The sequence below is a fragment of the Kitasatospora sp. NPDC048715 genome, assembly GCF_043198905.1.
Classification (GTDB): Bacteria; Actinomycetota; Actinomycetes; order Streptomycetales; family Streptomycetaceae; genus Kitasatospora; species Kitasatospora lactacystinica.
This window is the reverse complement of the sequence record NZ_JBICVH010000007.1, coordinates 15,323-39,945: the sequence shown is the minus strand read 5'-3', so window position 1 is coordinate 39,945 and position 24,623 is coordinate 15,323. Positions and strand designations below refer to the sequence as shown.

The window sequence follows — 24,623 nt, the reverse complement described above, 5'->3', positions numbered from 1 at the left end:
GGCGACCGGCCCCGGGGGGCCGCCCGCCGGCCGGGCGCCGGCCCTCCCGAGCACTGCCGAGGACTCCTCCCGGCCACCTCCGGCCCGGGGAGCGGAGCGGAACGGAACGGCCCGCCGGGCACCGGAAGGTGCGGGCGGGCCGTCGTCGTGTGCGGGCCGGGCCGGGCCGCGGGGCGACCGCCGGACGCACCCCCACGGCCGAACAGCGTCCACCCCCGCTGTCGGAACCGGCCCGGGCTGCGATAGGACGGAGCGCGAACGAACCCCGCGTCACCCGTCCGTAAGGAGAACCATGCCCGGCCCGACCGTCGGCCCCACCGACGACACGTCGACCGCTGCCGCTCCCGCACCCGCCACCACTCCCGACCCCGCGTCCCTTGCCGCCCCGGCTCCGGCCCCGGCCCCGGCCCCCGCCACCGGCCGGGCCCGGCCCGGCTGGGCCGTGATCGCCGCCCTCGGCGGGATCGCCGCGCTCGGCCCGCTCACCACCGACCTCTACCTCCCGGGCCTGCCCGCGATCGCCGACGACCTGGTCGCCCAGCCGGCCGCCGTCCAGCTCACCCTGACCTTCTCGATGCTCGGGGTCGCGGCCGGTCAGCTGCTCTTCGGGCCGCTCAGCGACCGCTACGGGCGCCGTCGGCCGCTGCTCGCGGGGCTCGTCCTCTACACCCTGGCCAGTGTGGCGTGCGTGTTCGCGCCGAACCTGACGGTGCTGATCGTCGGCCGCTTCGTCCAGGGCGCGGCCGGCTCCGCCGGGCTGGTGATCGGGCGCGCCGTCTCCCGGGACCGCTTCCAGGGCGTGGCACTGCTGCGCTTCCTCGCCTCGATCGCCCTGATATCCGGGCTGGCGCCGATCCTCGCCCCGATCATCGGTGCGCAGCTGATGCGGTTCACCTCGTGGCGCGGCACCTTCGGCGTGCTCACGGCCCTCGGACTGCTGCTCACCCTGGTCTCGTTCGGCGTGCTGCGGGAGACGCTGCCGCCGGAGACCCGGGACCGCGGCGGGGTCGGTGCGGCCCTGCGGACGATGGGGAGGCTGCTGCGCAACCTGCCGTTCCTCGGGCTGGCGCTGACCAGCTCCCTCGCCTTCGGGGCGCTCTTCGGCTACATCAGCGGATCGTCGACGGTCCTCCAGGACGTGTACCAGGTCTCGCCGCAGACCTACAGCCTGCTGTTCGGGCTGAACTCGTTCTCGATCGTGGTGATGACCCAGGTGAACGGACGGGTGCTGGCGCCGCGCTTCACCCAGCGGGCGCTGATGCTGGGCAGCCTCGCGGCGGCGGTCGCCGCCGGGGCGGCGCTGGTGCTGCTGACGACGGTGTGGGACTTCGGGCTGGCCGGGTTCTGCCCGCCGCTGTTCGTGATGATGGGCAGCCTCGGGGTACTGCTGCCGAACACCGCCGCCCAGGCGCTCGGCCTGGTCGAGCCGCAGGTGGCGGGCACGGCGTCGGCCCTGCTGGGGACGGGCAACTTCCTGTGCGGTGCGGTGGTCGCACCGCTGAGCAGCCTCGGCGGTCGGCCGTCCGCCGTGCTGCTGGCGCTGGTGGTCCTGGTCTGCGGGGTGCTGGCGACGGTGGCGTACCTGGCGCTGTGCCGGCCGGAGCGGATGCGGGCGGCGGGCGGCTGACGGGCGAACAGCGGCGAACGGACGCCGACGAACGGACGACAGGGAACAGATAACAGCGAACAGGTAACAGGGATCAGCGAACAGAAGACGGATGACAGCTGACAGAAAATGAAATCTGTCAGCTGTCATCCGTCATTCGTCACCCGAAGCGGACTCAGGCGATGGAGAAGTCGTCCCCGTACGCGTTGCCCTGGCCGTACCAGCCGTGCAGGTACACGGTGACGGTGCCGTTGGCGCCGGTGGTGAAGGGGACGGACAGCTTGGTCCAGCCGGAGGAGCTGGTCCAGGCGCTGGCGGTGGCGCCGCCGCTGACGCCGACGTAGGCGTAGTTGCCCTGCACCCAGCCGCTCAGGGTGTAGCTGGTGTTGGGCTTCAGGGTGACGGTCTGCGAGCACTCGCCGGTCTGGCCGGCGGTGGCCGCCGCCTGGAGCGCCTTGGCGCCGGAGTGGACCGGGGTGGAGACCACGGCGCCGCCGCTCTGGCAGGTCCACGGGGTCAGGCTGCCGCTCTCCAGGTCACCGTTGACCAGGCCGGTCGTCGGGCCGGCCCCGGTGATGGTCAGGGTGTAGGCCGCGGTGTGGCTGCCGGAGGGGCCGGTGGCGGTGACGCCGAGCTGGTAGGTGCCCGGAGTCGCGGCCGAGGTGGTGCTGATGTTGAGCGTCGCGCTGTTGCCGGTGGTGACGCTGCCAGGAGTGACGGTGGCGTTGATGCCGATGGTCGGGACGCTGATGACCGAGAAGTTGACGGTCTGCGCCGAGCCTGCGGTGGTCGCCGTCGTGATGGTGGCGGAGGTGGACGAACCGACCGCGACCGTACCGGAGTTCGGGTTCACGGCGACCGAGAAGTCGTTGCCGGGCTGGGTGCCGGTGACGTTCAGGGTGAAGGTGCCGGTGTGGCTGCCGGAGGCCGCCGAGCCGGTTACCGTGATCGGGTAACTCCCGGGCGTCACGCCGGAGATGGTGCTGATGTTGAGCGTGGCGCTGTTGCCGGCGGTGACGCTGCCGGGGGTGACGGTGGCGGTGACGCCGGCCGGGGCTCCGCTGACCGTGAGGTTGACGCTCTGCGCCGAGCCCGCCGTCACGGCCGTCGCGACGGTCGCCGAGGTGGACGAACCGGCGGCGACGGTGGCGGAGTTCGGGCTGACCGACACCGAGAAGTCGTTGTTCACCGTCGAGCCGCTGGTGAACGGCGCGAAGATGTGGCTGAAGTCCCAGGTGTTCTGGGTGATCCCGGAGCAGTTGTCGTTCCCGGCCGTTCCCGGGCAGCCGCCGTTGTCGCGCTGGAGCGCCCAGAAGGACAGCGTGTTGATGCCCTTGGCGACCGCCCAGTTGTACACGGTGTTGGCGTTGGCCAGGGTGAAGGTCTCGGCCGGGCCGAAGTCGTCGACACCGATCATCTCGATGATCCCGATCGAACCCCACAGCTGGGCGGGGGTCTTGGACGGGTAGAGCTTGGCGAGCTGGTTGTAGAGGCCCTGCGCGGAGGTCTGGGTGTCGGCCGCCATGTCGTGGGTGGCGTTGTCGTAGTAGTCGAAGGTCATCATGTTGACGACGTCGATCCGCGCGTTGTTGCTGACCGCGTTCCGCAGCACCGCGAGGCCGCTGTCGGCCAGTCCGGAGGGGGTGGTCGGCAGCGTGTAGGAGAACTGGATGGTCCGGCCCTTGGTGGCCGCCCAGTCCTGGACGAGCTTGATCGCCTTGTTGCGGCGGTCGATCCCGCCGCTGTTGGTGAGCGAGTTGTCCTCGATGTCGAGGTCGATCCGGCTGACGTCGTAGGTGGTGATCACGTTCTCGAAAGCGGCCGCGATCTGGTTGACGTCGGTGCAGCTGTCGGCCAGCTCGGTGCCGGTGTTGTCGGCGGTGTAGCCGCCGAAGGACGGGATCACGTCCCCGCCGTTGGCGCGGATGGTCGCGATGTCGGCGCCGAAGGTGGAGGAGGACACCGGCTTGGAGGTGTCGCCGTTCCAGTACGGCGTGCAGGAGCCCTTGGTGGCGGCCTGGAGGAACGCCATGGTCAGGTGCTTGGCGCCGGACTGGGCGGCCAGCTGGGCCGGGCTCTGGCCGGTCCAGGACTCGAAGTAGGGGGCGAAGACCCGGCTGGGGAGCGGGGTGGCGGCCTGGGCGGAGCTCGTCCCGGCGGCGACCAGGCCGGCCGAGGCGGCGAGTGTGGCGCAGGCCGTCAACACGGCCTGGACTGTTCTGCGAAGGCGCATGGATTCTCCAACAGACTTGGTGGGGCAGGACGTTGGGGAGGTGCGGTCGGTCCGGGCGGGGCGGCCGAGTGAGGTCGGCCGCGATCCCGGGACCGGGGCGGGTATCGGGAGTGCGGGCGTGCGGGCGTGCGAACGCCCACCGACTCGCGCGGACGCGGGCGGCGTGCGCATGCGTGCCGTACGGAGCGGGGGTGGAGTGGAGCATGGCAGGGCAGTGCCTCAGCCGCCGGTGGTCACACCCCCACAGTGCATCCCGGTCGGATCGACATGCTTATGTTTGGACTAGACCACTGGTCTGTCAAGAGACCTAACAGTTCGTCAGCACACGGTCCGCGTGATGAAAGGGGGTGGGAGGGGGCCGGTGCCGGTGCCGGTGCTGGGGTCGGTGCCGGTGTCGGCGAGAGGCCCCGTAACGAGAAGACCGTGGCCGCGCACCCGGAAGGGGGCGCGGCCACGGCAGCCCGGCGCTCAGGACACCGGGCGGTTCATGGTGTCGCGGATCCGTGGACCTGTCGGCCCGGATCGGTGGCTTGGACCAGGATCAGTGGCCGGAGTCAGCGGGACGGCGGGCAGAGCGTGGCGAGCAGCGCCTCGTTGATCTTCGCGGCGGTGTCCGGGCCGAAGCCCTGCGGGTGGTCGGCGGAGGTGAAGCGCTGGTTGGCCAGGTCGACCAGCTTCTGCTTGTCCTTGGGGAACTGGTACATCGACTGGCACTGGTTGCGCGCCCGGTCCACGGCCTGGTCCGGCTTGCCGCCGACGATCGCCGGGTCGATCGCGTCCAGCGCGGACACCAGCTTGGTCGCCAGGTCGGTGCCCGGCTTGGCGGGCAGCCCGGCGTCGGTGGGCGGGGCGGGCTTGGCCGGTGCGGGGGCTCCCGAGGCGCCGGCGTCGGGGGCGGGAGCGCCGGTGGCGCCGTCGGCCGTGGGGGTGGCCGAGCCGGGCGCGGGAGCCGCCGGTGTGGTGGCGGCGTCGGAGGGCGCGGGGGTCGATGCGGCGGAGGCGGTGGGGGAGCCGGCCGCGGAGGTGGCCTTGTCCGAGCCCGAGCCCGATCCGGAGCTGGAGCAGGCTGCGAGGCTCACCGCGGCGAGTGCCGTGAGGGTGGCGGCGAGGAGACGAGTGCGCATGGCGCCCAGAGTGTCATGTTCGCGGCATGGAAGGGAAGGTGTCTCCGGTGGCTCAGGAGGATCGCCGGAACGGCGGGCGGCGGCCCGGAGGAAACTCCTCCGGGCCGCCGCGTTCATGATCCGCGGGCGTCCGCGGGCGTCCGCGGGCGTCCGCAGGTATCCGCGGGCGTCTGCGGGCGTCAGCAGGTATCCACGAGCGTCCGCGGGCATGCACGGGCGTCCGGGGGCGTCCGTGCCGGACCGCCGTCAGCCGAGCCCGTTGGACTTCAGCCAATCCTTGGCGACCGCCGACGGGTCCTCCTTGTCCACCGAAACGCGCTTCATCAGAGCCACCAGCCCGGCGGTGTCGAGCTTGGCCGACACCGCGTTGAGCGCCGCCGTCGCGGTCGCGTCCACGCCCGCCTTGTAGACCAGCGGGGTGACGTTCTGCGCGCCGAAGATGTTCTTCGGATCGGCCAGCGGGACGAGCTTGTACTGAGCGATCTTCGGGTCGGTGGTGAACACGTTGCCGACCTGGATGTTGCCGTCCTTGAGCGCGTTCGCGGTGGTGTCGGCGGTGGGCTTCCACTCCTTGAAGGTCAGTCCGTAGACGTCCTTGAGCTGCTGCTCGCGACGGTTCTTGAACTCCGGCGGCCCGCCGATGGTGAACTCGCCGGCCTTGGCGGCGAGGTCGGCGATGCTCTTGAGGTTGTCCTTGTCGGCCGTCTCCTGGGTGACGCTGAGCGAGTCCTTGTCCTCGGCCGGGGACGATTCGAGGAGGCCCAGCGAGGCGGGCAGCGTCGTGGTGAGCGCCGTGTTCACGTCCTGGGTGGTGGCGGCGGTGGACTTGGGGTCCAGGTAGGCGAGCAGCGAGCCGTTGTACTCCGGCAGGACGGTCAGGTTGCCGCTCTGCAGCTGTCCGTAGAGCACCTCGCGGCTGCCGATGTTGAACTTCTCCTGGACCTTGACGCCCTTGGCCTTGAGCGCCTGCGAGTAGATCGACCCGAGCAGGACGTTCTCCGGGAAGTTGGCCGAGCCGACCACGACCGTCGACCCTGAGCCGCCTGAGCCACCCGAGCCGCCTGCCGGGGCCGAGGCGCTCGACCCCCCGCCGAGCGGGTCCCCGCCGGAGGATCCGCAGGCGGTGGCGCCGAGGGCGAGCGCGGCGAGGGTGCCGAGGACGACGGCGCGACGGCTTCGGTTGATTGTCGACATGATGACAAATGTCCTTCCGGAACGGGAGGTGAGGGGAGACGGACGTCAGTGGGGCCGCTGCTGGGCGCGCACCCCGGGCGGGAGCGCGAACCGGGCGAGCAGGGCGAAGAACAGCTGGGCGGCGACCGCGAGCAGCACCACCAGCAGCGCGCCGCCCACGGTCACGGCGTACTGGCGGGTCGCCAGCCCGTCGATGACGTAGCGGCCGAGGCCGCCCAGACCGACGTAGGCGGCCACCGTGGCGGTCGCGATCACCTGCACGGTCGCCGTGCGGAAGCCGGCCAGTAGGGTCGGCGCGGCCGAGGGCAGGCAGACCTGCCGCAGCACCTGGGGGTGGGTCAGCCCGATGCCGCGGGCGGCGTCCCGGACGTCCGGGTCGGTGCCGCGCACCCCCTCGACGGCGGCCACCAGCAACGGCGGCGCGGCGAGGGCGACCAGCGGGATCAGCACGGCGGTGTCGCCGACCCCGGCGAGCAGCACGGCCAGCGTCACCAGGCCGAGGGTGGGCAGGGCGCGGGCGGCGCCCGCGAACGCGGTCACCACGGTGACGCCGCGCCCGGTGTAGCCGATCAACAGCCCGAGCGGGACGGCGAGCAGCGTCGCGCACAGCAGGGCCTCGCCGGAGAGCAGCAGGTGCTCGGCGACCCGGTGCGCGATCGAGTCCGGCCCGCTGAGGTGGTCCGGGGCGGTGAAGAAGTCGCCCAGCCAGTTCAGCCAGTTCACGAGCCGGCTCCCTTCTCCCGGACGGCCCAGGGCGCGAGCAGCCGCCGGGCGGTGACCAGCAGCAGGTCGACGGCCAGTGCCAGGACGGCGATCAGCGCGATGCCGGCCACGATCGGGGTCGGGAAGGTGCGCTGGAAGCCGTCGACGAACAGGTAGCCGAGCCCGCCGCGGCCGACCAGCGCACCCACGCTCGCCAGCGAGATGCTGGACACCGCGGCGACCCGCAGTCCGGCGATCAGGTACGGCACGGCGGCGGGCAGCTCGACCGAGGTCAGCCGGTGCCACGGCCCGTACCCCATCGCGGTCGCGGCCTGCCGGACGGCGTCCGGGACGGCGCGCAGTCCGTCCACGGTGGTCGGCAGCAGCACGGCGAGGGCGTAGAAGGTCAGCGGGATCATCACGGTCGCCTGGGTGGCGAGGCCGGTGTACGGGATCAGCACCACGAACACGGCCAGCGAGGGCAGCGCGTAGACGATGTTGAACACGGCGGACAGCGGCTGGTACAGCCGGGGGTAGCGGGCGCAGGCCAGGCCGAGCGGGACGGCCAGCAGCAGGCCGATGAGCACGGGGACGAGGGCGATCACGGCGTGGTCGGCGAGCAGGTGGCCGAGGTAGCCGAGGTGATCGCCGATCCAGTACCAGCGGACGATCGGTTCATCGTCCACCATCGGCTCCGTCCGTGCCGTCCGTGCCGTCCGTGAGGCCGGTGCCACTCGTGCCGCCCGTGCCGCCCGTGCCGCCCGTGCCGCCCGTGTCGCTCGCGTGGCTTCCGGCGATCGGGGACTTGTCGATGCGGACGGGGGCATCGGCGGGCGGCGAGCCGGAGGCGTCGGGCCGCAGCGCGGCGAGGACGGCCTCGCGGCTCGCGGTGCCGGTGACCCGGCCGTCGGCGTCCAGCGCCACGGCGACCCCGGCGGGGGAGAGGACGGCGGCGTCCAGCGCGGTGCGCAGGGTGTCGGTGTCCGGGTGGAAGCCGGCCGTCGGCTGGAGTTCGGCGACGACGGCGTCGCGGTCGATCCAGCCGATCGGACGGCGCTCGTCGTCCAGGGCCAACTCCCAGCCCCCGTAGCGGAGTCCGTCGCCCACCGGGCGGAGCTCGACGGCCCGGGCGGAGCGCAGGCCGAGGCCGCGCAGGCCCCGGTCGCGTCCGAGGAAGGCGGCCACGCCCTCGTCGGCGGGGGTGGTGAGCAGGGTGTGCGGGTCGGCCAGCTGGGCGATCCGTCCGCGCTCGCGGAGCACCACCACCTGGTCGCCGAGCCGGACGGCCTCCTCGATGTCATGGGTGACGAACAGCACCGTCTTGTGCAGCTCGGACTGGAGCCGCAGCAACTCCTCCTGGAGCCCGGCCCGTACCACCGGGTCGACCGCGCTGAACGGTTCGTCCATCAGCAGCACCGGCGGGTCGGCGGCCAGCGCCCGCGCCACGCCGACCCGCTGCTGCTGGCCGCCGGACAGCTGGAACGGGTACCGCTTGGCGGTCTCCGGTGCGAGTCCGACCAGTTCGAGCAGTTCGGCGGCGCGGGCGCGGGCCTTCTTGCGGTCCCAGCCGAGCAGGTAGGGGACGGTGGCGATGTTGTCGATCACCTTGCGGTGCGGGAAGAGCCCGGCCTGCTGGATCACGTACCCGATGCCACGGCGCAGCTTGGCGGGTTCCAGCTTCGCGACGTCCGTGTCGTCCAGCAGGACCCGGCCCGAGGTGGGCTCGACCATTCGGTTGACCATGCGCAGCAGGGTGGTCTTTCCGCAGCCGGACGGGCCGACCAGGACGGTTATCCGACCGGTCGGGACCTCCAGGTCCAGGCCCTCGACCGCGACGGTGCCGTCGGGGTGGCGCTTTCCGGCGCCCTCGAATCTGATCACGTGGGAGTTTCCTCGTCAGGGCGCCCCGGGGAGGCGGCGCCTGGGTCGTTCGGTCGTTCGGTCGGGTCGTTCGGTGACGGCGGTTTCAAGCGCCCGGGCGTACTTCCGCCCGCGTGGCTGCCCAGCTTTGGACCGGCGGAAACTCTGATCAGACTATGACCTGCATCATCTCCTGTCCTTGATTTACCGCCCGGCACGCGGTGTGACCGCGACCTCAGCCGCCCTGACGGGTCGGCAGACCGGAGGCCGCCCAGCCCACGAAACCGCCGTCCAGGTCGGTCGCCCGGTGCAGCCCCAGCTCGCGCAGGGAAGCGGCGGCCAGGCTGGAGGCGTAGCCCTCGGAGCAGACCACGATCACCTCGACGTCGTAGCCCGAGGCCTCGGGGATCCGGTGACTGCCCGTCGGATCGAGCCGCCACTCCAGCACATTGCGCTCGATGATCAGCGAGCCGGGGATCTCCCCCTCGGCCGCCCGCTGCGCCGCCGGACGGATGTCCACCAGCAGCGCGCCGTCCAACTGGGCCTGGTAGGCCTCGCGGGCGCGCGGCCGGTGCACGCCCTGCCGGGCCCGCTCCACCAGGTCGTCGATCGTGGTCACCATTGTTCCGGTCCTTCCTCGGAGGTGCGGACGAGCCCGCCGGCCCGCAGGTCGTAGTGCGCCATCGAGCTCAGCGGCGGCGAGTAGGCGTGCAGGGTGACGGCAGGGCCGACGGCGGTGTTGCGCACGTCGTGCACGTACTCGGGGCCGAAGGCGCGGGCGGTGCCGGCCGGGATCCGCCGGATCAGCAGGCCCTGCTCCGGGCCGCCGAGGGACAGCTCCTCCAACTCGCCGAGGGCGACGGTGAAGGCGCCGCGCGAGCCGCCGTGGTCGTGGAAGCCGGTGGACTGGCCGGGCAGCCAACTGATCAGCCACACCTCGTGGTCCTCGTCGGCCGCCAGGCGGCGGTACCAGCGCTCCTCGGTGGAGAGGCGGACGTGGTGGATCCACTCGTCGGGCCGCTCGGCCAGCTCGCGGACGATGGTCCGCAGGGTGCTGGGGGTGAGCGGCGCGGGGGTGTCCCCGGCGGGCGGCGGCGGTGGTGGTGGCTCGGGGGCGCTCGCCGGGCTCGCGGAGCCGCCGGCGGTGGTTGTGCCGACGGTGTCGGCGGTGGTGATGCCGGCGGTGGTGATGGCAACGGCGTCGGCGTCGGTGCCGGTGCCGGTGCCGGTGCCGGTGGCGGTGCGGGTGTCGGAGCCGGTGTCGATGTCGGCTTCGGGGCCGGTGGTCGGGCGGGTGCGGCGGCTGATGCTCGGGCTCGGGCTCATGGGGCGTCCTCGGGTGCGGCGGGAACGTCGGCGGGAAGCGCCCGGCGTCCGGTGGCGTCGGACGGGCGCGGGCCGACGGAGCGGCTCGGCACGAACGGGTGCGCCGGGGCGGGGCAGGAGTCAGAACTGCGGGTGCGGGTGCGCGGCGCGGGACCTGGCGGACGTCACAGGGCGGGACCGGCGGGGGAGAGCAAGGTCAACAGGCACAGATGGAACTCGCCTGGCGTCGCAGATCGACGTGCAGGCGGCAGACCAGAGTGGCGCCGGAGTCCATGCGCCGGATCTTTCCCGAGCGAACCGGACGAAGTCAAGCCGAGCCGACGGCCCGCCGCCGTCCGTTGCCGGTGCCGGGCGGACCCGTCGGCCGCCGGTCGGACCGTCCTTCGAGCACTTCTCGACCGTCCTTCTCGACCGTCCCTCGTCCACTCCTCGGCCTCTATTCCTCGACCAGGTGGCGCGGAACCGGTGGACCCGTGGCGGGCGGCGCCGACGCGGTGTCGCCCGTCGGTTGCGCGGGCACCGACCCGCCGGCGCCCGGCGCCGGTCCGGCCAGTGCCTGTTCGACCAGGGGCGCGGCCTGCTCGCCCAGGTGGCGGCCGAGTGCCTGGTAGGCGTCGAACTGCTGGTGGTCGAACCACTGGTCGCTGGTGCGGTCGTTCGGGAAGGCCCGGTTCGCCATCGCGTAGGCGTGCAGCTCGTACGGCATGTCGGGGGTCAGCACCGCCTGGAGGAGGACCAGCCGACCGTGCCGGACTGCCCCGGGCCCCTCGTCCAGGTCCGGGTAGTGGATGTCCCCGGTGATCACGGCCCGGGCCGAGAGCCGGGCGGACAGCTGTGCCGCGAGCCCGCGCAAGGGAGGCCGGCGGCCCGCGCGGCCGTTCGTGCGGTCCTTCGCGCCGTCGTCCGCGCGATGGTCCGCGCGATGGTCCGCGCCGTCGTCCGCACCGCCGCCCCCGGCGGGTCGGTCGGTGGGCCGGTCGGCGGCGCTGCCGGGGATCAGCAGTTCGGGCTCGTGCAGGGTGATGACGACGCCCAGCTCCTCGCGGGCCAGGGTGATCGCGGCGGCCAGCTTGACGGCGTAGCCCGCGTCCCCGCTGGCGTCGATGCAGACCGCCGTGCCCACCCGGTGCCGCAGCAGCTCGACCAGCCCGAGGTTCTCGTAGTGGCCGCCGTCGGTGGTGAGCAGGAAGCGGTCGTCGGCCGGGAACCGCCCGATCAGCTCCCGCAGTTGGTACGGGAGGCGGCGGACGGCCGGCTGCGCGGGGCGGCGCCAGTCCGGTGGGCCGGACCAGTCCGGGCCGAGCACCGCCGGGTTGGGCAGCCATGTGCCGAGGCGGGCGTTGGTCACCGCGAAGAGCCGCTGGTGGACCCGGGATTCCCGTCCCATCGCGGAGGAGAAGGCGGCGCCGGACACGGCCATCGCCGACTGCACGGTGAGGTCCCGGGCGATGTGCGGACGGGTGCGCCGCTCCAGCAGGTCGGTGCGCGCGTACCCGATGTCCGGACCGCCCACGTAGTCGTACGAGAGCGAGAAGGAGACTGCCGGACGACCCGGTGGCGTACGGGAGTTGCCCGACAGGTTGGCCGCCGCCGAGAAGATCACCTGGGGGAAGTCGGGGCGCCGGGCGCCGTAGTGGCTCAGCCAGGTCTGCTCCCGGAAGAAGTGGTACGGGCGGGCCACCGACCCGCCGCTCTCGGTGGCGCGCCGGACCGCGAACGCCGAGGCCAGTCGCAACCGGTAGAACGGGTGCAGGCTCATCCAGGTCTGGTCGAGGTTCAGCCCGACCGCGCCGAGCAGCAGCGGCAGCAGCACCTGGACGGCGGTCGGCCAGGCGTACCCGGTGGCGACCGCCCAGCCGAGGGCCAGCAGCGCACCGGCCGTCAGCGCCAGGAGGGCGGACCACACCACGAGGGTCCGGGGCAGGCCGGCGGCACGACCGTCGCGGGGACGGCCCGCGCCGTGACCGGTGCCGCCGTCCGCCGTGCCCGCCGTGCCCGGTGGGGTGGCACCCCGGCCGGGCGACCGGCGGTCGCGCCAGAGTATGCCGAGCAGCAGCGCCAGGTAGCTGAGCGCCACGGTCAGGCCGAGACCCGCGCCGGTCAGCTGCGGCCCGGCCGCCAGCGCCTGCTGCAGCCGCACCGCGCCCCAGGCCAGCTCCGGCACCGCCAGCACCCCGACGGCCAGCAGGGCGGCCAGCCCGAGGAGGCCGAGGTTGGCCCGGCGCAGGGCGCGCGGCAGCAGCGTCTGCCAGCCGAGCGACGGGAAGGCCAGCAGCCAGAGCAGCCAGCACCCGGCGGCCGTGGCCAGCAGCACGCCGAGGGCGGCGAGCGCGGGCACCCGGAACTCCAACGGGCCGGGTACGGCATCGGTGTGGCGCAGCCCGGCGGCCGCCAGCTGGCTCAGGTCGGTGAGCGGCACGGCCCGGTAGCAGCGGCTGAGCCCGAGGCCGAGCGTCAGGACGGCGGCCAGCAGCAGGGTGAGCGCGGACAGGACGCCACGCAGCAGCGTCCCGAGGGCGACCAGCCACTCGCCGGCGCCGTCGGCGACGTACTTGCCGTGCCGGCGGAGGTGGTCCTCCTCGGGGGAGCCGGGTTCCATCACGGTGTCGGCCGTCAGGCCCGAGGCGGCGTGCACGGGACTGCCGGGTGCCGAGTCGCTGAGCGCGAGCTGGAGCGCGCCGACGGTGTAGCCACCGCCCGAGACGGAGACGAGGTAGCGGGCCCGTTTCAGCCAGGGCCGCAGCGACTGGAGCGCGCCGAGGGTGACGCAGGCCGAGCGGATGCCGCCGCCGGAGGCGCAGAAGCCGAGTTCGGCGGGTTCGCGGCCGGGCGGCACCCGGGCGGCGTCGCGCCAGCGGGCGTGCCGGACCGGGGTGTCCCGGGCGCCCGGCGGGCCGTGGGCGTCCGGAGACGCGGCGGCGGCCGGTGGGGCGCCGTGCCGGGTGGCGATCGGCCAGGGCGGGATCAGCGCCGGGCGCTCGGGGGAGTCGGTGCCGTGGGCCTTCGCGCTCGCCCGCGCCGGTCGGAGCCCGCGTACGGCGCGGGTGGCGGTCACCACCAGGAGTCCTGCCGCGACCGCCCCGGCGGGCAGGAGCAGCAGCCATTTGACGGTGGCGAGCGCGGTGGCGGCGGCGAAGGGGGTGTCGGAGGGGGTGCCGGAGCCGCCCGCGCCGGGGCGGAGGCCGTCGAGCCCCGCGCGCAGCAACGCGTCCTCGCCGAGGTCGCAGCAGGCCGCCAGCAGTCCGGCGCCGCCGACCGCGAGCGCCGGCAGCCGTCGGCGTGCCGGTCCGAGCAGGTACCCACCGAGCAGTGCGGTGGCGAGCAGCGTCAGCGCGTAGCCGCCGATCAGCCAGCCGTCGGCGCGCAGTGCGGCCAGGTGGTCCGCGACGCGTCCCCCGACCACCGCCTCGGCGGCCGCACGGGAACCGGCCAGTTGGAGGGCGACGTCCTGTACCTGCGGTGCCAGGTGCCGGAACAGCAGCCCGCCGAGGACGACCGGGACCAGTGCGCCGAGGGCGAGCAGCAGGCCGGCCCAGGCGGGCAGTGCGGGCGACCGAGCCGCGGGGCTTCCGCCCGCCGCCGTACCGGCCGGAACCGTGCCTCCGGCCGCGCCTCCCGCCTCGCCTCCCGCGGTGCCTGCTGCTCCCGCACTTTCCGCCGTTTCCGCCGCGGAATTCCGCACCACCGTCATCGTCACCCCCGCTCGGTCGCCTCGATCCCCCGTGACCGAGCCGTCGAACTCGTATGAAACCAGCGAGGACTGACGGTCCATCGCGATCCACAGCGAAGTTCACGCGGCTCTTACCCGGCCATCGCCATGTGCGCACCCCGGGCGTTCGGTTTCACTCGAACGAGTAAGGAGGCGACTCTCGGGGTAGATCGTCTTTTCATCGCACCCGGGACCACCCGCGTGTCCGCGCAACAAGATCTCCCCAGACGCGTTTCCGTCAACGTATTGTCAGGCCACCGAGGCCGGGCCTACCGTCTACAGATCGCTTTCTACGCACGTAGACCCTGTGGTTCCCCGAGCGGAACCGCGGGTCAGACCCGCCCCGTCAACCCTCAGACCGCGGGCCCGACCGCACGGCCGGACCGCGGAGTTGCGGAGGTACCCATGTCGCAGATCGTCCGTGCCGCGCTCGTCCAGACCCGCTGGACCGGCGACCAGGAGAGCATGATCGCGCTCCACGAGCGGTACGCCCGCGAGGCCGCCGCCCAGGGCGCGAAGATCATCGGCTTTCAGGAGGTCTTCAACTCCCCGTACTTCTGTCAGGTCCAGGAGGCCGAGCACTACCGCTGGGCCGAGGCCGTTCCCGACGGCCCGACCGTGCGTCGGATGCGGGAACTCGCCCGCGAACTCGGGCTGGTGATGGTCGTCCCGGTCTACGAGGAGGAGCAGCCCGGCGTCTACTACAACACCGCCGCCGTCATCGACGCCGACGGCAGTTACCTCGGCAAGTACCGCAAGCACCACATCCCGCAGGTCAAGGGCTTCTGGGAGAAGTACTACTTCAAGCCCGGCAACCTCGGTTGGCCCGTGTTCGACACCGCCGTCGGCAAGGTCGGCGTGTACATCTGCTACGACCGCCACTTCCCCGAGGGCTGGCGCGCCCTGGGCCTGGCCGGCGCGCAGATCGTCTACAACCCCTCGGCCACCAGCCGCGGCCTGTCCGCCTACCTCTGGCAGCTCGAACAGCCCGCCGCCGCCGTCGCCAACGAGTACTTCGTCGCCGCGATCAACCGCGTCGGCACCGAGGAGTACGGCGACAACGACTTCTACGGCACCTCCTACTTCGTGGACCCGCGCGGCCAGTTCGTCGGCGACGTCGCCTCCGACAAGGAGGAGGAACTCGTCGTCCGCGACCTCGACCTCGGCCTGATCGAGCAGGTCCGCCAGCAGTGGGCGTTCTACCGCGACCGCAGGCCCGACGCCTACGGACCGCTCGCCGAGGCGTGAGGAGCAGCGCGATGACCACCAACGACGTGCGGGCCGCCCGCGACCCGCACCAGCGCACCGTCGTCCGCGGCGGCCTCGTCATCACCGCGACCGAGGAGGTCCACGCCGACGTCCTGATCGAGGGCGAGCGCATCGCCGCCCTCGCCGCCACCGGCAGCTCCGCCGCCGGGGCCTGGACCGCCGACACCGTCATCGACGCCACCGGCCACTACGTCATCCCGGGGGGCGTCGACGCCCACACCCACATGGAACTGCCGTTCGGCGGCACCGCGGCCTCCGACACCTTCGAGACCGGCACCCGGGCCGCCGCCTGGGGCGGCACCACCACCATCGTGGACTTCGCCGTCCAGCCGGTCGGCGGCTCGCTGCGCGAGGGCCTGGACGCCTGGCACGCCAAGGCCGAGGGCAACTGCGCGATCGACTACGCCTTCCACACCATCGTCTCCGACGTCAACGACGCCGTGCTGAAGGAGATGGACGCCCTCGTGGACTCCGGCGAGTCCACCTCCTTCAAGCTCTTCATGGCCTACCCCGGCGTCTTCTACAGCGACGACGGCCGCATCCTGCGCGCCATGCAGCGCGGCGCCGCCAACGGCGGGCTGATCATGATGCACGCGGAGAACGGCATCGCCATCGACGTCCTGGTCGAGCAGGCGCTCGCCGCCGGGAGGACCGCCCCCCGCTACCACGGCGAGGTCCGCCGCGAACTGCTGGAGGCGGAGGCCACCCACCGGGCGATCAAGCTCGCCCAGGTGGCCGGCAGCCCGCTCTACGTGGTGCACGTCTCCGCCGCCGCCGCGCTCGCCGAAATCGCCCAGGCCAGGGACACCGGCCTCAACGTCTTCGGCGAGACCTGCCCGCAGTACCTCTTCCTCTCCACCGACAACCTCGCCGAGGAGGGCGCCGACGGCTTCGAGGGCGCCAAGTACGTGTGCAGCACGCCGCTCAGGCCGCGCGAACACCAGGAGGCGCTCTGGCGCGGGCTGCGCACCAACGACCTCCAGGTGGTCTCCACCGACCACTGCCCGTTCTGCTTCGTCGGCCAGAAGGAGCTGGGCCGGGGCGACTTCTCGAAGATCCCCAACGGCCTGCCCGGCGTCGAGAACCGGATGGACCTGCTCCACCAGGCCGTGGTGGACGGGCACATCAGCCGGCGCCGCTGGGTCGAGATCGCCTGCACCACCCCGGCCCGGATGTTCGGCCTGCACCCGCGCAAGGGCACGATCGCCCCGGGCGCCGACGCCGACCTGGTGGTCTACGACCCCACCGCGGTGCAGACCGTCTCCGCCGCGACCCACCACATGAACGTGGACTACTCGGCCTACGAGGGCCGCCGACTCACCGGCCGGGCAAGGACGGTGATGTCGCGCGGCACCGTCGTGCTGGACGACGGCGCCTGGCTCGGCCGGGCCGGCCACGGCGCCTTCCTGCGCCGGGACACCTGCCAGTACCTGGTCTGAGCCCTCTCCCGCTTCCCGCCCCTCCCGCCGTGCGGCGTCACCTGGCGCCGCCTGCTCGCCGTTCCGCTGCTCGCCGTTCCACCGCTCGCCGTCCGACCGCTGTCCGCCCGCCGCTCCGATCCGGTCGGTGGCCGGTCGGCGGCGGGCAGAACCCTTACCTGGAGCCCTCCATGGACATCGGCCTCGTCCTTCAGACCGACCCGCCCGCCCGGCTGCTCATCGACCGGATGATCCGCGCCGAGCAGGCCGGTTTCAGCCACGGCTGGACCTTCGACTCCTGCGTGCTGTGGCAGGAGCCCTTCGTCATCTACAGCCGGATCCTCGCCGAGACCGAGCGGATGACCGTCGGCCCGATGGTCACCAACCCCGGAACCCGCACCTGGGAGGTGACCGCCTCCACCTTCGCCACGCTCAACGACATGTACGGCAACCGGACCGTCTGCGGCATCGGCCGCGGCGACTCCGCCATGCGGGTCGCCGGACGACGCCCCGCCACCCTCGCCCGGCTCTCCGAAGCCATGCACGCCATCAAGGAGTTGGCCGAGGGGCGCACCGCCGAGGTGGACGGAACCGAGATGCACCTGCCGTGGGTTCGCTCCGGCGCGTCGCTGCCGATCTGGATGGGGGCTTACGGCCCGAAGGCGCTGAATCTGACAGGCCGTCAGGCCGACGGTTTCATCCTGCAGCTGGCCGATCCGTACCTCACCGAGTTCATGATCAAGGCGGTACGGGCCGCCGCCGTCGAGGCCGGCCGGGATCCGGACTCGGTCACCGTCTGCGTCGCCGCCCCGGCCTACGTCACCGCCGACGACTCGCCCGAGGCGCTCGCCCACGCCCGGGAGCAGTGCCGCTGGTTCGGCGGGATGGTGGGCAACCACGTGGCCGACCTGGTCAGCCACTACGGCGAGCACTCCGACCTGGTGCCGGAGGCGCTCACCGACTACATCAAGGACCGGCAGGGCTACGACTACAGCCACCACGGGCGGGTCGGGAACCCGGACACGGCCTTCGTCCCGGACGAGATCGTCGACCGCTTCTGCCTGATCGGCCCGGCGGACGCGCACCGGGCCCGGCTGGCGGAGCTCCGCTCGCTCGGCGTCGACCAGTTCGCCGTCTACGCCATGCACGACGCCATCGAGGCCACCATCGACGCGTACGGGACGGACGTCATCCCGCACCTGTGACACCGGCCCGCGCAGTTCCGTGTGAAGTCCTGCCCGTGCCGTCGATCGTGATCATCCTGTGCGCCTGTCTGTGAACCCGGCCGTGAAGCCGACCGTGTACCTGCCTGTGAACCCGGCCGTGTACCTGCCCGTGAAGCTGCCTGTGAACCCGCCCCTGACCCCAACCTGAGCCCGGCCGCTGATTCGGCCGCGGCGGACGGGAGTTGTCCGTGTCCGGAACCGAAACCAGTGGCAGCAGACAGCTGCACCACTCCGACGGCCGGGTCGAACTCGGCCCGGCCGACGGACAGTTGCCCCCCAACGGATTCACCAGCGACGACCTGCGGCCGGTCCCGGTGGCGCGGCGCACCTGGACCACGTACAACTTCCTCGCGCTCTGGGTCGGCATGGCCCACAACATCCCGTCCTGGACCCTGGCTTCGGGCCTGGTCGCGCTCGGCATGGACTGGAAGCAGGCGGTGCTGACCATCGCACTCGCCAACCTCGTCGTGCTGGTCCCGATGCTGCTCACCGGGCACGCCGGCACCAAGTACGGCATCCCGTTCCCGGTCTTCGCCCGCGCCTCGTTCGGGCTGCGCGGCGCCAACCTGCCGGCCCTGCTGCGGGCGGCGGTGGCCTGCGCCTGGTTCGGCATCCAGACCTGGATCGGCGGCGAGGGCATCTTCCTGCTGGCCGGCAAACTGCTCGGTGAATCCTGGCGCACCGCGGGTGAGTTCGGCGGACACCCGTGGACCCAGTGGCTCTCGTTCCTGCTGTTCTGGCTGATCGAGATGGCCATCATCGCGCGGGGGATGGAGGCCCTGCGGCGGTTCGAGAACTGGGCGGCGCCGTTCGTCATCGTCGGCGCGCTCGCGCTGCTGGTGTGGATCACCGTCAAGGCGGGCGGGCTCGGACCGCTGCTCGACCAGCCGTCCAGGCTGGGGTGGGGCGGCGGCTTCTGGAAGGTCTTCTTCCCGGCGCTGATGGGCATGATCGGGTTCTGGTCCACGCTCGCGCTGAACATCCCCGACTTCACCCGCTTCGGCGGCAGCCAGCGCGCCCAGATACGCGGGCAGGCGCTCGGCCTGCCGACCACGATGACGCTCTTCGCGTTCCTGTCCGTGCTGGTCACCTCTGGCTCCGAGGCGGTCTACGGGGTGCCGGTGTGGGATCCGATCCAGCTGGCCGCCAAGATGGAGAACCCGGTCGGCATCCTGTTCGCGCTGCTGACCGTGCTGGTCGCGACGCTGTCGGTGAACATCGCCGCCAACGTCGTGTCGCCCGCCTACGACCTCGCCAACCTGCTGCCCCGCCTCGTCGGCTTCCGGACCGGGGCGCTGATCACGGGGGTGGTCGGGATCGCGATCCTCCCGTGGCGGCTGATCTCCGACCCGCACGTGTACATCTTCACCTGGCTGGGCGTGGTCGGCGGCCTGCTCGGCACCGTCGGCGGAGTGCTGATCGCCGACTACTGGGTGCTGCGTCGCACCCGCCTCCGGCTCGCCGAGCTGTACCGGCCGGGCGGGGCGTACTGGTACGCGGCCGGTTGGAACTGGAGGGCCGTCACGGCGCTCCTGGTGGGTGGCGTGCTGGCGGTCGGTGGCTCGTACTCCACCCTTGACGCCGATGGGGCGAAGCAGGGTCCGTTCCCGGCGGACGGCCTGATCCCCGTCCTCAAGCCGCTCGCCGATTACGGCTGGGCCGTTGGGCTCGCGGCGGCGGCCGTGGTGTACCTGGGGCTGAGCGGGCTGTTCGGGAGGGGAGTTGCGCGGGCGGGGGAGGGCTGACGGATGACGGCGAACAGCTGACAGATTTTGAAATCTGTCAGCTGTTGGTTGTCGGCTGTTCGTCGTTCGTCGTCGCCTGTCGCCTGTCGCCTGTCGCCTGCCGCCCGTCGCCCGCTGCCGCCGGTCGCTCCTCACCCGGCCGCTGCCGCCGCCCGGTCGACGGCGGCGAGGACTTTCGCGGTGCCGTCCTCGACGGCCAGGGCCGTCGCGACGGCCCTGGCGCGGGTGCGGTAGCGGGGGTCGTCGAGGGTCAGGCGGAGGGCGGTGGCGAGGCGGGCCGGGGTCAGGGTGCGCAGCGGGACGGGACCGGGGGAGACGCCGAGCAGGGCCAGCCGGGCGGACCAGAACGGTGCGTCGAGCTGGGCGGGTACGGGGACGGTGGGTCTCCCGGAGCGGAGGGCGGCCGCCGTTGTTCCGGCGCCCGCGTGGTGGACCACGACGGCGGTGCGGGGGAAGAGCCAGTCGTGCGGGGTGTCGCCGATGGTCAGGACGGAGTCCGAGTCCTCGGCGGCCAGTTCGCTCCAGCCGGACTGGAGGAGGAGGCGCACCCGGGCGGCGCGGGCGGCGGCGAGGACGGTGGCGGTGAGCCGCTCGGGGTCGGGGACGACCAGGCTGCCGAAGCCGACGAAGACCGGCGGCGGTCCGGCGGCGAGGAAGTCGAGCAGCCGGTCCGGGGGTGTCCAGTCCGGCCGCTCGGGCGGCCACCAGTAGCCCGCCACGTCCAGCCGGGGGTGCCAGTCGGCGGGCCGGGGCACCACCAGCGGCGAGAAGCCGTGCAGGACGGGGTGGTTGCGACGGGCCCGGGCGACGCCGAGCGGCGGCAGGCCGAGCCGCTGCCGCAGCCCGCGGACGGCCGGCCCGAAGAGCTGGTCCGTCGCGGCCTGGACGGCGTGCCCCGCCAGCAGGTTGCCGGACCGGCCGAGCGACCGGGTGCCGGTGACGGCGGGCGCGAACTCCCGGGTGGGGGAGAGGGGCTGGAGGTACAGCCCGATGCTGGGGATGCCGGCCGCCTCGGCGGCGACCTGGCCGAGCGCGCTGGTGGTGCTGGTGGTCAGCAGCAGATCGGTGCCGAGCGCCGTGGCATCGGCGATGCCCTCGCCGAGTGCGGGCATGAACCTCCTGGCGAGCCGCAGGAGTTGCAGGATTCCACTCGGTCCGCTGCTGGCCCGCAGCAGGCGCCGGCCGTCGGCGGAGGCGAGTTCGGCGCGCGGGTCGACCGGTAGCGGGCGGAACTCCAGCCCGGCGGCCCGTACGGGCCCGGCGAAGGTGTCGTGGGTCGCGACGGCCACCTGATGTCCGGCCGCCCGCAGGCGGACGCCGAGCCCGGTGAAGGGGGCCACGTCGCCCCGGGAGCCGGCGGTGGCGATCAGGATGCGCATGGTCGCAGTATTTCGGCGTCGGCGGCGGGCAGGAAGGGCGCCACGCGCAGGGGTGGCCCGGCCCCGCCGACCGGTATCGAACGCCGGCCTGCAGGTGGCGGGCGCCGTGGCTGACCACGTGGCGGAACCCGTGGCTGACCCCGTCCGATCCCTGCGGCGGGCCGGGCGGCCGAACCGGGCGGCGGAACCGGGTGGCGGGCGGAGGCGTCCTTCCGGGCAGAGCGCACGGGACGGGGCCCGGGGCGCCGCGGACGGGAGGGGATGTCGGAATGAGCATCGTCGCGTGGATCGTGCTGGGCCTGCTGGCGGGTGCGCTGGCCAAGCTGCTGCTGCCGGGGAAGGACCCGGGCGGCCTGATCGTGACCACCCTGATCGGCATCGCCGGATCGTTCGTCGGCGGCTGGATCGCGTCGCACTTCCTGCACCGCTCGGTCACCGCGCACTTCTTCGACGCCGCGACCTGGATGTCGGCGATCGGCGGCGCCCTGGTGCTGCTGATCGTCTACCGGCTGCTGTTCGGCAACTCGCGCCGCTGACGGCCGGGTTCGTTCCGTCACCGGTACCCGGGAGGCCATGGGGCGGCCTGCCGAGAGGGGGTTCGCCGCCCGGAGCGGCCGCGCCCGGATGGCCGGTTCGCACCGGTCCTTCCGGGCGCTGGAACGGTGCGGGGCTCTCGTACGTCCTTCCGGTCGGACCCGGGGGCTCGACGGGGTCGTCACACCGATGACGCAAGGGGCGGCGGATGAGCTGGATGGCGTGGATCGTGCTGGGCCTGGTGTCGGGGACGCTGGCCAGGATGGCGATGTCGAGGGGTGAGCGCGGCCTGATCGGCAGCACCCTGATCGGGATCACCGGCTCCTACATCGGCACCTGGATCGTCTCGAACTGGATGCACGGGGCGGTGAAGGTGAGCTTCCTCGACATCACGACCTGGGTGTCGGCGATCGGCGGCGCGATGGTCCTGCTCCTCGCCTACAAGGTGTTCCGCTTCATCACCCGCCGCTGACCACCGGACCGCGGCCGGCGGCCCCGGACGCCTCGGTGACCCAGTCCGGGAGCGGCTCGCGGGCGGCGAGCCAGCCGGGCGGCACGTCCGCGAGTCCGGTCCGGGCGGCGACCACGCCGGCGGCGATGGCGCAGGTGGTGTCCTTGTCGCCCCAGCCCTCCAGGGTGTGCCAGACGGCCTCGGACAGCGAGTCCAGGTGCCCGGCCGCGGACCAGAGGGCGAACGGCACGGTGTCCGGGGCGGAGATCAGCGCCCCCGAGCCGAGCACGGTGGCGGCGTGCCGGACGCTGGTGTGCCCGGGCAACCGGGCGGCGATCCGCAGCCCGGAGCGGACCTCGCAGTCCGGCAGCCGTCCGGCGACCTCGGTCAGCAACTCGGCCCGGCCGGGCGGGCTTCCGCCCCGGCTCCGGACCGCCAGCGCCGCCGCGAGGGCGACCGCCACCGCGCCGGCGACCGCCTCCGGGTGGAAGTGGGTGGTGAGCGCCTGCAGTTCGGCCTGCCGGACCACCGTGTCGAGGTCGTCGGCGAACCAGGCCCCCAGCGGGGCGACCCGCATCGCGGCGCCGTTCCCGTGCGAGCCGTGACCCTCGAACTGGCCCGCGGTGATGGCGCGCCAGTCCCCGCCGGCGCCGATCCCGCGCAGGACCCGGTGCATCGACGGGCCGTACTTGCGGCCGTACTCACGGGCGTACTCGGCGGCGAACTCCCGGGCGAGCGCGTCCGGCCGGACCTCTCCCGCAGCGAGCAGGTGGCGGACCAGCACGAGTGCCATGGCGGTGTCGTCGGTCCAGTGCCAGGGCGCGCGCCGGACCAGGCGGGCGGCCAGCGCGGCGGGTGCCTCGTCCGGCGGGACCGAGAACCAGCGGTCGCCGAAGGCATCGCCGAGGGCGAGTCCCTCCAGGCTGTCCAGGACCGGGCGGGCCGCACGCATGTCATCCTCCGAGTGAGATCAACTGTGCGCGGCAGTCTGCCGGACGGGCGGGGCGCCGGCGAACGGATTTCCCGCCGCTCGCCGGCGCCCCGGGTGCTGACGTGCCGTCACTTCGCCTTCAGGCCGCCGAGGACGAGCTTCCAGACGGCCTCGAACCGGTCGTCGACCCCGGGCGTGGACCAGGTGGACGCGTAGGCCGGGTCGTGGAAGGGGCCGGTGGCGTCGAAGACGGCGCGGGCGGTGTTGCGGATGTGGGCGAGCTTGAACTCCTTGCGCTCCGTGCCGTCCGTGACGATCTGCGCGATCTGGTCGACCAGGGTGTCGACATGGGCGTTCACCAGGCCGCTGTTCTCCTCGACCAGCACCATGTAGGTGGCGAACAGCTCCGGGTCGTCCAGCGCCTTCTTCCGCTTGGCCGTGAACAGCGTCCTCAGCCAGCGGTGCAGTCGCTCGGAGGCGGGGCCGCCCTCGTTGGAGACGGTCGCCAGCTCGTGGTGCGCCTGGTCCAGCCAGCGCTGGGTGACCGCCTCGCGCAGCGCGGCCTTGCTGGGGAAGTGGCGGTAGACGCTGCTGTGGCTGACGCCGAGGATGCGGGCGACGTCCACGACGGTGGCCTTGGCCGGGCCGAACCGCCGGAGGACGTCCTCCGCCGCGATCAGGATCTGCTCGGCGGTGAGTGTGGTGTCCGTGGTCACGGGGAGGTCCGTCCTTTGGATCGTGCGGTCGGGTCGTGCGGTTGGGTCGTGCGGCGGCGCCGGTGGTGCGGTCAGTGCTCGCTGTCCAGGTGGGCCATCTGTGCGGCAGCGTACCGGTCGCCTGCGGCGGCGCCGGCGGGTACGGCGGCCTCGACGGCGGCGAGGTCGGGCCCGGTCAGCGTGACGTCGAGCGCGCCGAGGGCCTCGGTCAGACGGTCCCGGCGGCGGGCGCCGACCAGCGGGACGACGTCCTGCCCGCGCGAGGCGACCCAGGCGATGGCGACCTGGGCGACGGTCGCGCCCCGCGCGGCGGCGATCTCGCGCAGGGCCTCGACCAGCGCCAGGTTGTGGGCCAGGTTCTCGCCCTGGAAGCGCGGACTGTGGCTGCGGAAGTCGGTGCCGGCGAGGGCGCGTTCCCGGTCCCAGTGGCCGCTGAGCAGGCCGCGGGAGAGCACGCCGTACGCGGTGATGCCGATGCCGAGCTCGCGGGCGGTGGGCAGGACGGCGGCCTCGATCGAGCGGGAGAGCAGCGAGTACTCGATCTGGAGGTCGCTGATCGGGTGGACGGCGGCGGCCCGGCGCAGGGTGTCGGCGCCGACCTCGGAGAGCCCGATGTGGCGGACGTAGCCGGCCTTCACCAGGTCGGCGATGGCGCCGACGGTCTCCTCGATCGGGACGTCCGGGTCCAGACGGGCCGGGCGGTAGACGTCGATGTGGTCGGTGCGCAGGCGGCGCAGGGTGTAGGAGAGCGCGGTCTTGGTGGCGGCGGGGCTCGTGCTGTAGCCGAGCCACTGGCCGTCGGGGCCGCGCTGGGCGCCGAACTTCACGCTGATCTGCACGCTCTCGCGGTCGCGGCCGCGCAGCGCTTCGTGGATCAGCAACTCGTTGTGGCCCATGCCGTAGAAGTCGCCGGTGTCGAGGAGGGTGATTCCGGCGTCGAGGGCCGCGTGGATGGTGGCGATGCTCTCGGCCTCGTCGGCCGGGCCGTACAGGTCGGACATGCCCATGCAGCCGAGGCCGAGGGCCGAGGTGACCGGCCCGGTGGTGCCGAGGGTGCGCTGGGCGGGGCGGGTGTGCGGGGACACGGGGACTCCAAGGGGCGGGTGCGGCGCCGGGAGGCGGGGGCAGGGTGGCCCGGATCCCACTGTGGCACGACAGCGAACAGATTTCAAAATCTGTTCGCTGTCGTCTGTTATCTGA

Annotated in this window: 21 protein-coding genes; 7 read left to right on the top strand and 14 right to left on the bottom strand. The window is 73.1% G+C overall.

The genetic code is table 11. From position 1 onward, the window contains the following. The first annotated feature begins 292 nt into the window (after window positions 1-292). A complete protein-coding gene (locus tag ACGFSC_RS15325; protein ID WP_359900460.1) occupies window positions 293-1,627 on the top strand; it encodes a multidrug effflux MFS transporter in 1,335 nt (444 codons plus the stop codon). Window positions 1,628-1,781: 154 nt separating this feature from the next. Here the strand turns inward: ACGFSC_RS15325 and ACGFSC_RS15320 are convergent, their stop codons facing one another. From ACGFSC_RS15320 to ACGFSC_RS15275, 10 genes are all read right to left on the bottom strand, one after another. Further along, on the bottom strand, window positions 1,782-3,839 hold the full coding sequence (locus ACGFSC_RS15320) for a glycosyl hydrolase family 18 protein (RefSeq protein WP_359900462.1): 2,058 nt from the start codon (window positions 3,837-3,839) through the stop codon (window positions 1,782-1,784). A gap of 554 nt (window positions 3,840-4,393) precedes the next feature. Continuing rightward, entirely contained in the window at window positions 4,394-4,963 is a 570-nt protein-coding gene (locus tag ACGFSC_RS15315) for a hypothetical protein (protein ID WP_359900464.1), read from the bottom strand. 246 nt (window positions 4,964-5,209) lie between these two features. Next, entirely contained in the window at window positions 5,210-6,157 is a 948-nt protein-coding gene (locus ACGFSC_RS15310) for an ABC transporter substrate-binding protein (RefSeq protein ID WP_359900466.1), read from the bottom strand. A gap of 45 nt (window positions 6,158-6,202) precedes the next feature. Then, window positions 6,203-6,880, bottom strand: a complete 678-nt coding sequence (locus tag ACGFSC_RS15305; RefSeq protein WP_359900468.1) for an ABC transporter permease — start codon at window positions 6,878-6,880, stop codon at window positions 6,203-6,205. Beyond that, window positions 6,877-7,548, bottom strand: a complete 672-nt coding sequence (locus tag ACGFSC_RS15300; protein ID WP_359900470.1) for an ABC transporter permease — start codon at window positions 7,546-7,548, stop codon at window positions 6,877-6,879. Before ACGFSC_RS15300 ends, ACGFSC_RS15305 begins: the two co-directional genes overlap by 4 nt. Then, on the bottom strand, window positions 7,535-8,740 hold the full coding sequence (locus ACGFSC_RS15295; protein ID WP_359900472.1) for an ATP-binding cassette domain-containing protein: 1,206 nt from the start codon (window positions 8,738-8,740) through the stop codon (window positions 7,535-7,537). The genes ACGFSC_RS15300 and ACGFSC_RS15295 overlap by 14 nt, the downstream gene beginning before the upstream one ends. Before the next feature lie 214 nt (window positions 8,741-8,954). Further along, on the bottom strand, window positions 8,955-9,341 hold the full coding sequence (locus ACGFSC_RS15290; protein WP_359900474.1) for a rhodanese-like domain-containing protein: 387 nt from the start codon (window positions 9,339-9,341) through the stop codon (window positions 8,955-8,957). Next, complete coding sequence (locus ACGFSC_RS15285; RefSeq protein ID WP_359900476.1) at window positions 9,335-10,045, bottom strand: cysteine dioxygenase family protein; 711 nt, start codon at window positions 10,043-10,045, stop codon at window positions 9,335-9,337. The genes ACGFSC_RS15290 and ACGFSC_RS15285 overlap by 7 nt, the downstream gene beginning before the upstream one ends. A gap of 196 nt (window positions 10,046-10,241) precedes the next feature. Then, entirely contained in the window at window positions 10,242-10,319 is a 78-nt protein-coding gene (locus tag ACGFSC_RS15280) for a putative leader peptide (RefSeq protein ID WP_107086570.1), read from the bottom strand. 162 nt (window positions 10,320-10,481) lie between these two features. After that, window positions 10,482-13,727, bottom strand: coding sequence for a hypothetical protein (locus tag ACGFSC_RS15275; protein ID WP_359900478.1), 3,246 nt, complete (start codon window positions 13,725-13,727; stop codon window positions 10,482-10,484). A 432-nt stretch (window positions 13,728-14,159) separates the two neighbouring features. Between ACGFSC_RS15275 and ACGFSC_RS15270 the strand changes: the two genes are divergently transcribed. From ACGFSC_RS15270 to ACGFSC_RS15255, 4 genes are all read left to right on the top strand, one after another. Continuing rightward, complete coding sequence (locus ACGFSC_RS15270; RefSeq protein ID WP_359900480.1) at window positions 14,160-15,002, top strand: nitrilase-related carbon-nitrogen hydrolase; 843 nt, start codon at window positions 14,160-14,162, stop codon at window positions 15,000-15,002. Window positions 15,003-15,013: 11 nt separating this feature from the next. Beyond that, entirely contained in the window at window positions 15,014-16,462 is a 1,449-nt protein-coding gene (gene hydA / locus ACGFSC_RS15265; RefSeq protein WP_359900481.1) for a dihydropyrimidinase, read from the top strand. A 170-nt stretch (window positions 16,463-16,632) separates the two neighbouring features. After that, entirely contained in the window at window positions 16,633-17,646 is a 1,014-nt protein-coding gene (locus tag ACGFSC_RS15260; protein ID WP_359900483.1) for a TIGR03842 family LLM class F420-dependent oxidoreductase, read from the top strand. Between the two features lie 209 nt (window positions 17,647-17,855). After that, on the top strand, window positions 17,856-19,412 hold the full coding sequence (locus tag ACGFSC_RS15255; RefSeq protein WP_359900485.1) for an NCS1 family nucleobase:cation symporter-1: 1,557 nt from the start codon (window positions 17,856-17,858) through the stop codon (window positions 19,410-19,412). 131 nt (window positions 19,413-19,543) lie between these two features. Here the strand turns inward: ACGFSC_RS15255 and ACGFSC_RS15250 are convergent, their stop codons facing one another. Then, a complete protein-coding gene (locus ACGFSC_RS15250; RefSeq protein WP_359900487.1) occupies window positions 19,544-20,791 on the bottom strand; it encodes a glycosyltransferase in 1,248 nt (415 codons plus the stop codon). A 269-nt stretch (window positions 20,792-21,060) separates the two neighbouring features. On the opposite strand from ACGFSC_RS15250, the gene ACGFSC_RS15245 reads away from it, so the two are divergent. Beyond that, window positions 21,061-21,327, top strand: coding sequence for a GlsB/YeaQ/YmgE family stress response membrane protein (locus ACGFSC_RS15245; protein WP_359900489.1), 267 nt, complete (start codon window positions 21,061-21,063; stop codon window positions 21,325-21,327). Between the two features lie 206 nt (window positions 21,328-21,533). Further along, the gene (locus tag ACGFSC_RS15240) at window positions 21,534-21,797 is read left to right on the top strand and encodes a GlsB/YeaQ/YmgE family stress response membrane protein (RefSeq protein ID WP_359900491.1); all 264 of its coding nucleotides are present in this window, start codon (window positions 21,534-21,536) and stop codon (window positions 21,795-21,797) included. On the opposite strand, the gene ACGFSC_RS15235 is transcribed toward ACGFSC_RS15240, so the two are convergent. The 3 genes from ACGFSC_RS15235 to ACGFSC_RS15225 form a co-directional block, all read right to left on the bottom strand. Further along, window positions 21,784-22,728, bottom strand: coding sequence for an ADP-ribosylglycohydrolase family protein (locus tag ACGFSC_RS15235; protein ID WP_359900493.1), 945 nt, complete (start codon window positions 22,726-22,728; stop codon window positions 21,784-21,786). The two genes, ACGFSC_RS15240 and ACGFSC_RS15235, sit on opposite strands and share 14 nt — an antisense overlap. Before the next feature lie 107 nt (window positions 22,729-22,835). Further along, window positions 22,836-23,423 (bottom strand): TetR family transcriptional regulator, encoded by a 588-nt coding sequence (locus ACGFSC_RS15230; RefSeq protein ID WP_359900495.1) that lies wholly within the window; start codon window positions 23,421-23,423, stop codon window positions 22,836-22,838. Between the two features lie 71 nt (window positions 23,424-23,494). Further along, the gene (locus ACGFSC_RS15225) at window positions 23,495-24,430 is read right to left on the bottom strand and encodes an aldo/keto reductase (RefSeq protein WP_380348452.1); all 936 of its coding nucleotides are present in this window, start codon (window positions 24,428-24,430) and stop codon (window positions 23,495-23,497) included. Window positions 24,431-24,623: the final 193 nt, after the last annotated feature.

Excerpts from the sequence above, each read along its gene's own strand:
- ACGFSC_RS15260 (WP_359900483.1), top strand. The coding sequence starts at position 16,633 with ATGGACATCGGCCTCGTCCTTCAGACCGACCCGCCCGCCCGGCTGCTC.
- ACGFSC_RS15325 (WP_359900460.1), top strand. The coding sequence starts at position 293 with ATGCCCGGCCCGACCGTCGGCCCCACCGACGACACGTCGACCGCTGCC.
- ACGFSC_RS15310 (WP_359900466.1), bottom strand. The coding sequence starts at position 6,157 with ATGTCGACAATCAACCGAAGCCGTCGCGCCGTCGTCCTCGGCACCCTC.
- ACGFSC_RS15245 (WP_359900489.1), top strand. The coding sequence starts at position 21,061 with ATGAGCATCGTCGCGTGGATCGTGCTGGGCCTGCTGGCGGGTGCGCTG.
- ACGFSC_RS15320 (WP_359900462.1), bottom strand. The coding sequence starts at position 3,839 with ATGCGCCTTCGCAGAACAGTCCAGGCCGTGTTGACGGCCTGCGCCACA.
- ACGFSC_RS15235 (WP_359900493.1), bottom strand. The coding sequence starts at position 22,728 with ATGCGTGCGGCCCGCCCGGTCCTGGACAGCCTGGAGGGACTCGCCCTC.
- ACGFSC_RS15225 (WP_380348452.1), bottom strand. The coding sequence starts at position 24,430 with ATGGGCATGTCCGACCTGTACGGCCCGGCCGACGAGGCCGAGAGCATC.
- ACGFSC_RS15240 (WP_359900491.1), top strand. The coding sequence starts at position 21,534 with ATGAGCTGGATGGCGTGGATCGTGCTGGGCCTGGTGTCGGGGACGCTG.
- hydA (WP_359900481.1), top strand. The coding sequence starts at position 15,014 with ATGACCACCAACGACGTGCGGGCCGCCCGCGACCCGCACCAGCGCACC.
- ACGFSC_RS15300 (WP_359900470.1), bottom strand. The coding sequence starts at position 7,548 with ATGGTGGACGATGAACCGATCGTCCGCTGGTACTGGATCGGCGATCAC.
- ACGFSC_RS15315 (WP_359900464.1), bottom strand. The coding sequence starts at position 4,963 with ATGCGCACTCGTCTCCTCGCCGCCACCCTCACGGCACTCGCCGCGGTG.
- ACGFSC_RS15285 (WP_359900476.1), bottom strand. The coding sequence starts at position 10,045 with ATGAGCCCGAGCCCGAGCATCAGCCGCCGCACCCGCCCGACCACCGGC.
- ACGFSC_RS15280 (WP_107086570.1), bottom strand. The coding sequence starts at position 10,319 with ATGGACTCCGGCGCCACTCTGGTCTGCCGCCTGCACGTCGATCTGCGA.
- ACGFSC_RS15270 (WP_359900480.1), top strand. The coding sequence starts at position 14,160 with ATGTCGCAGATCGTCCGTGCCGCGCTCGTCCAGACCCGCTGGACCGGC.
- ACGFSC_RS15250 (WP_359900487.1), bottom strand. The coding sequence starts at position 20,791 with ATGCGCATCCTGATCGCCACCGCCGGCTCCCGGGGCGACGTGGCCCCC.
- ACGFSC_RS15290 (WP_359900474.1), bottom strand. The coding sequence starts at position 9,341 with ATGGTGACCACGATCGACGACCTGGTGGAGCGGGCCCGGCAGGGCGTG.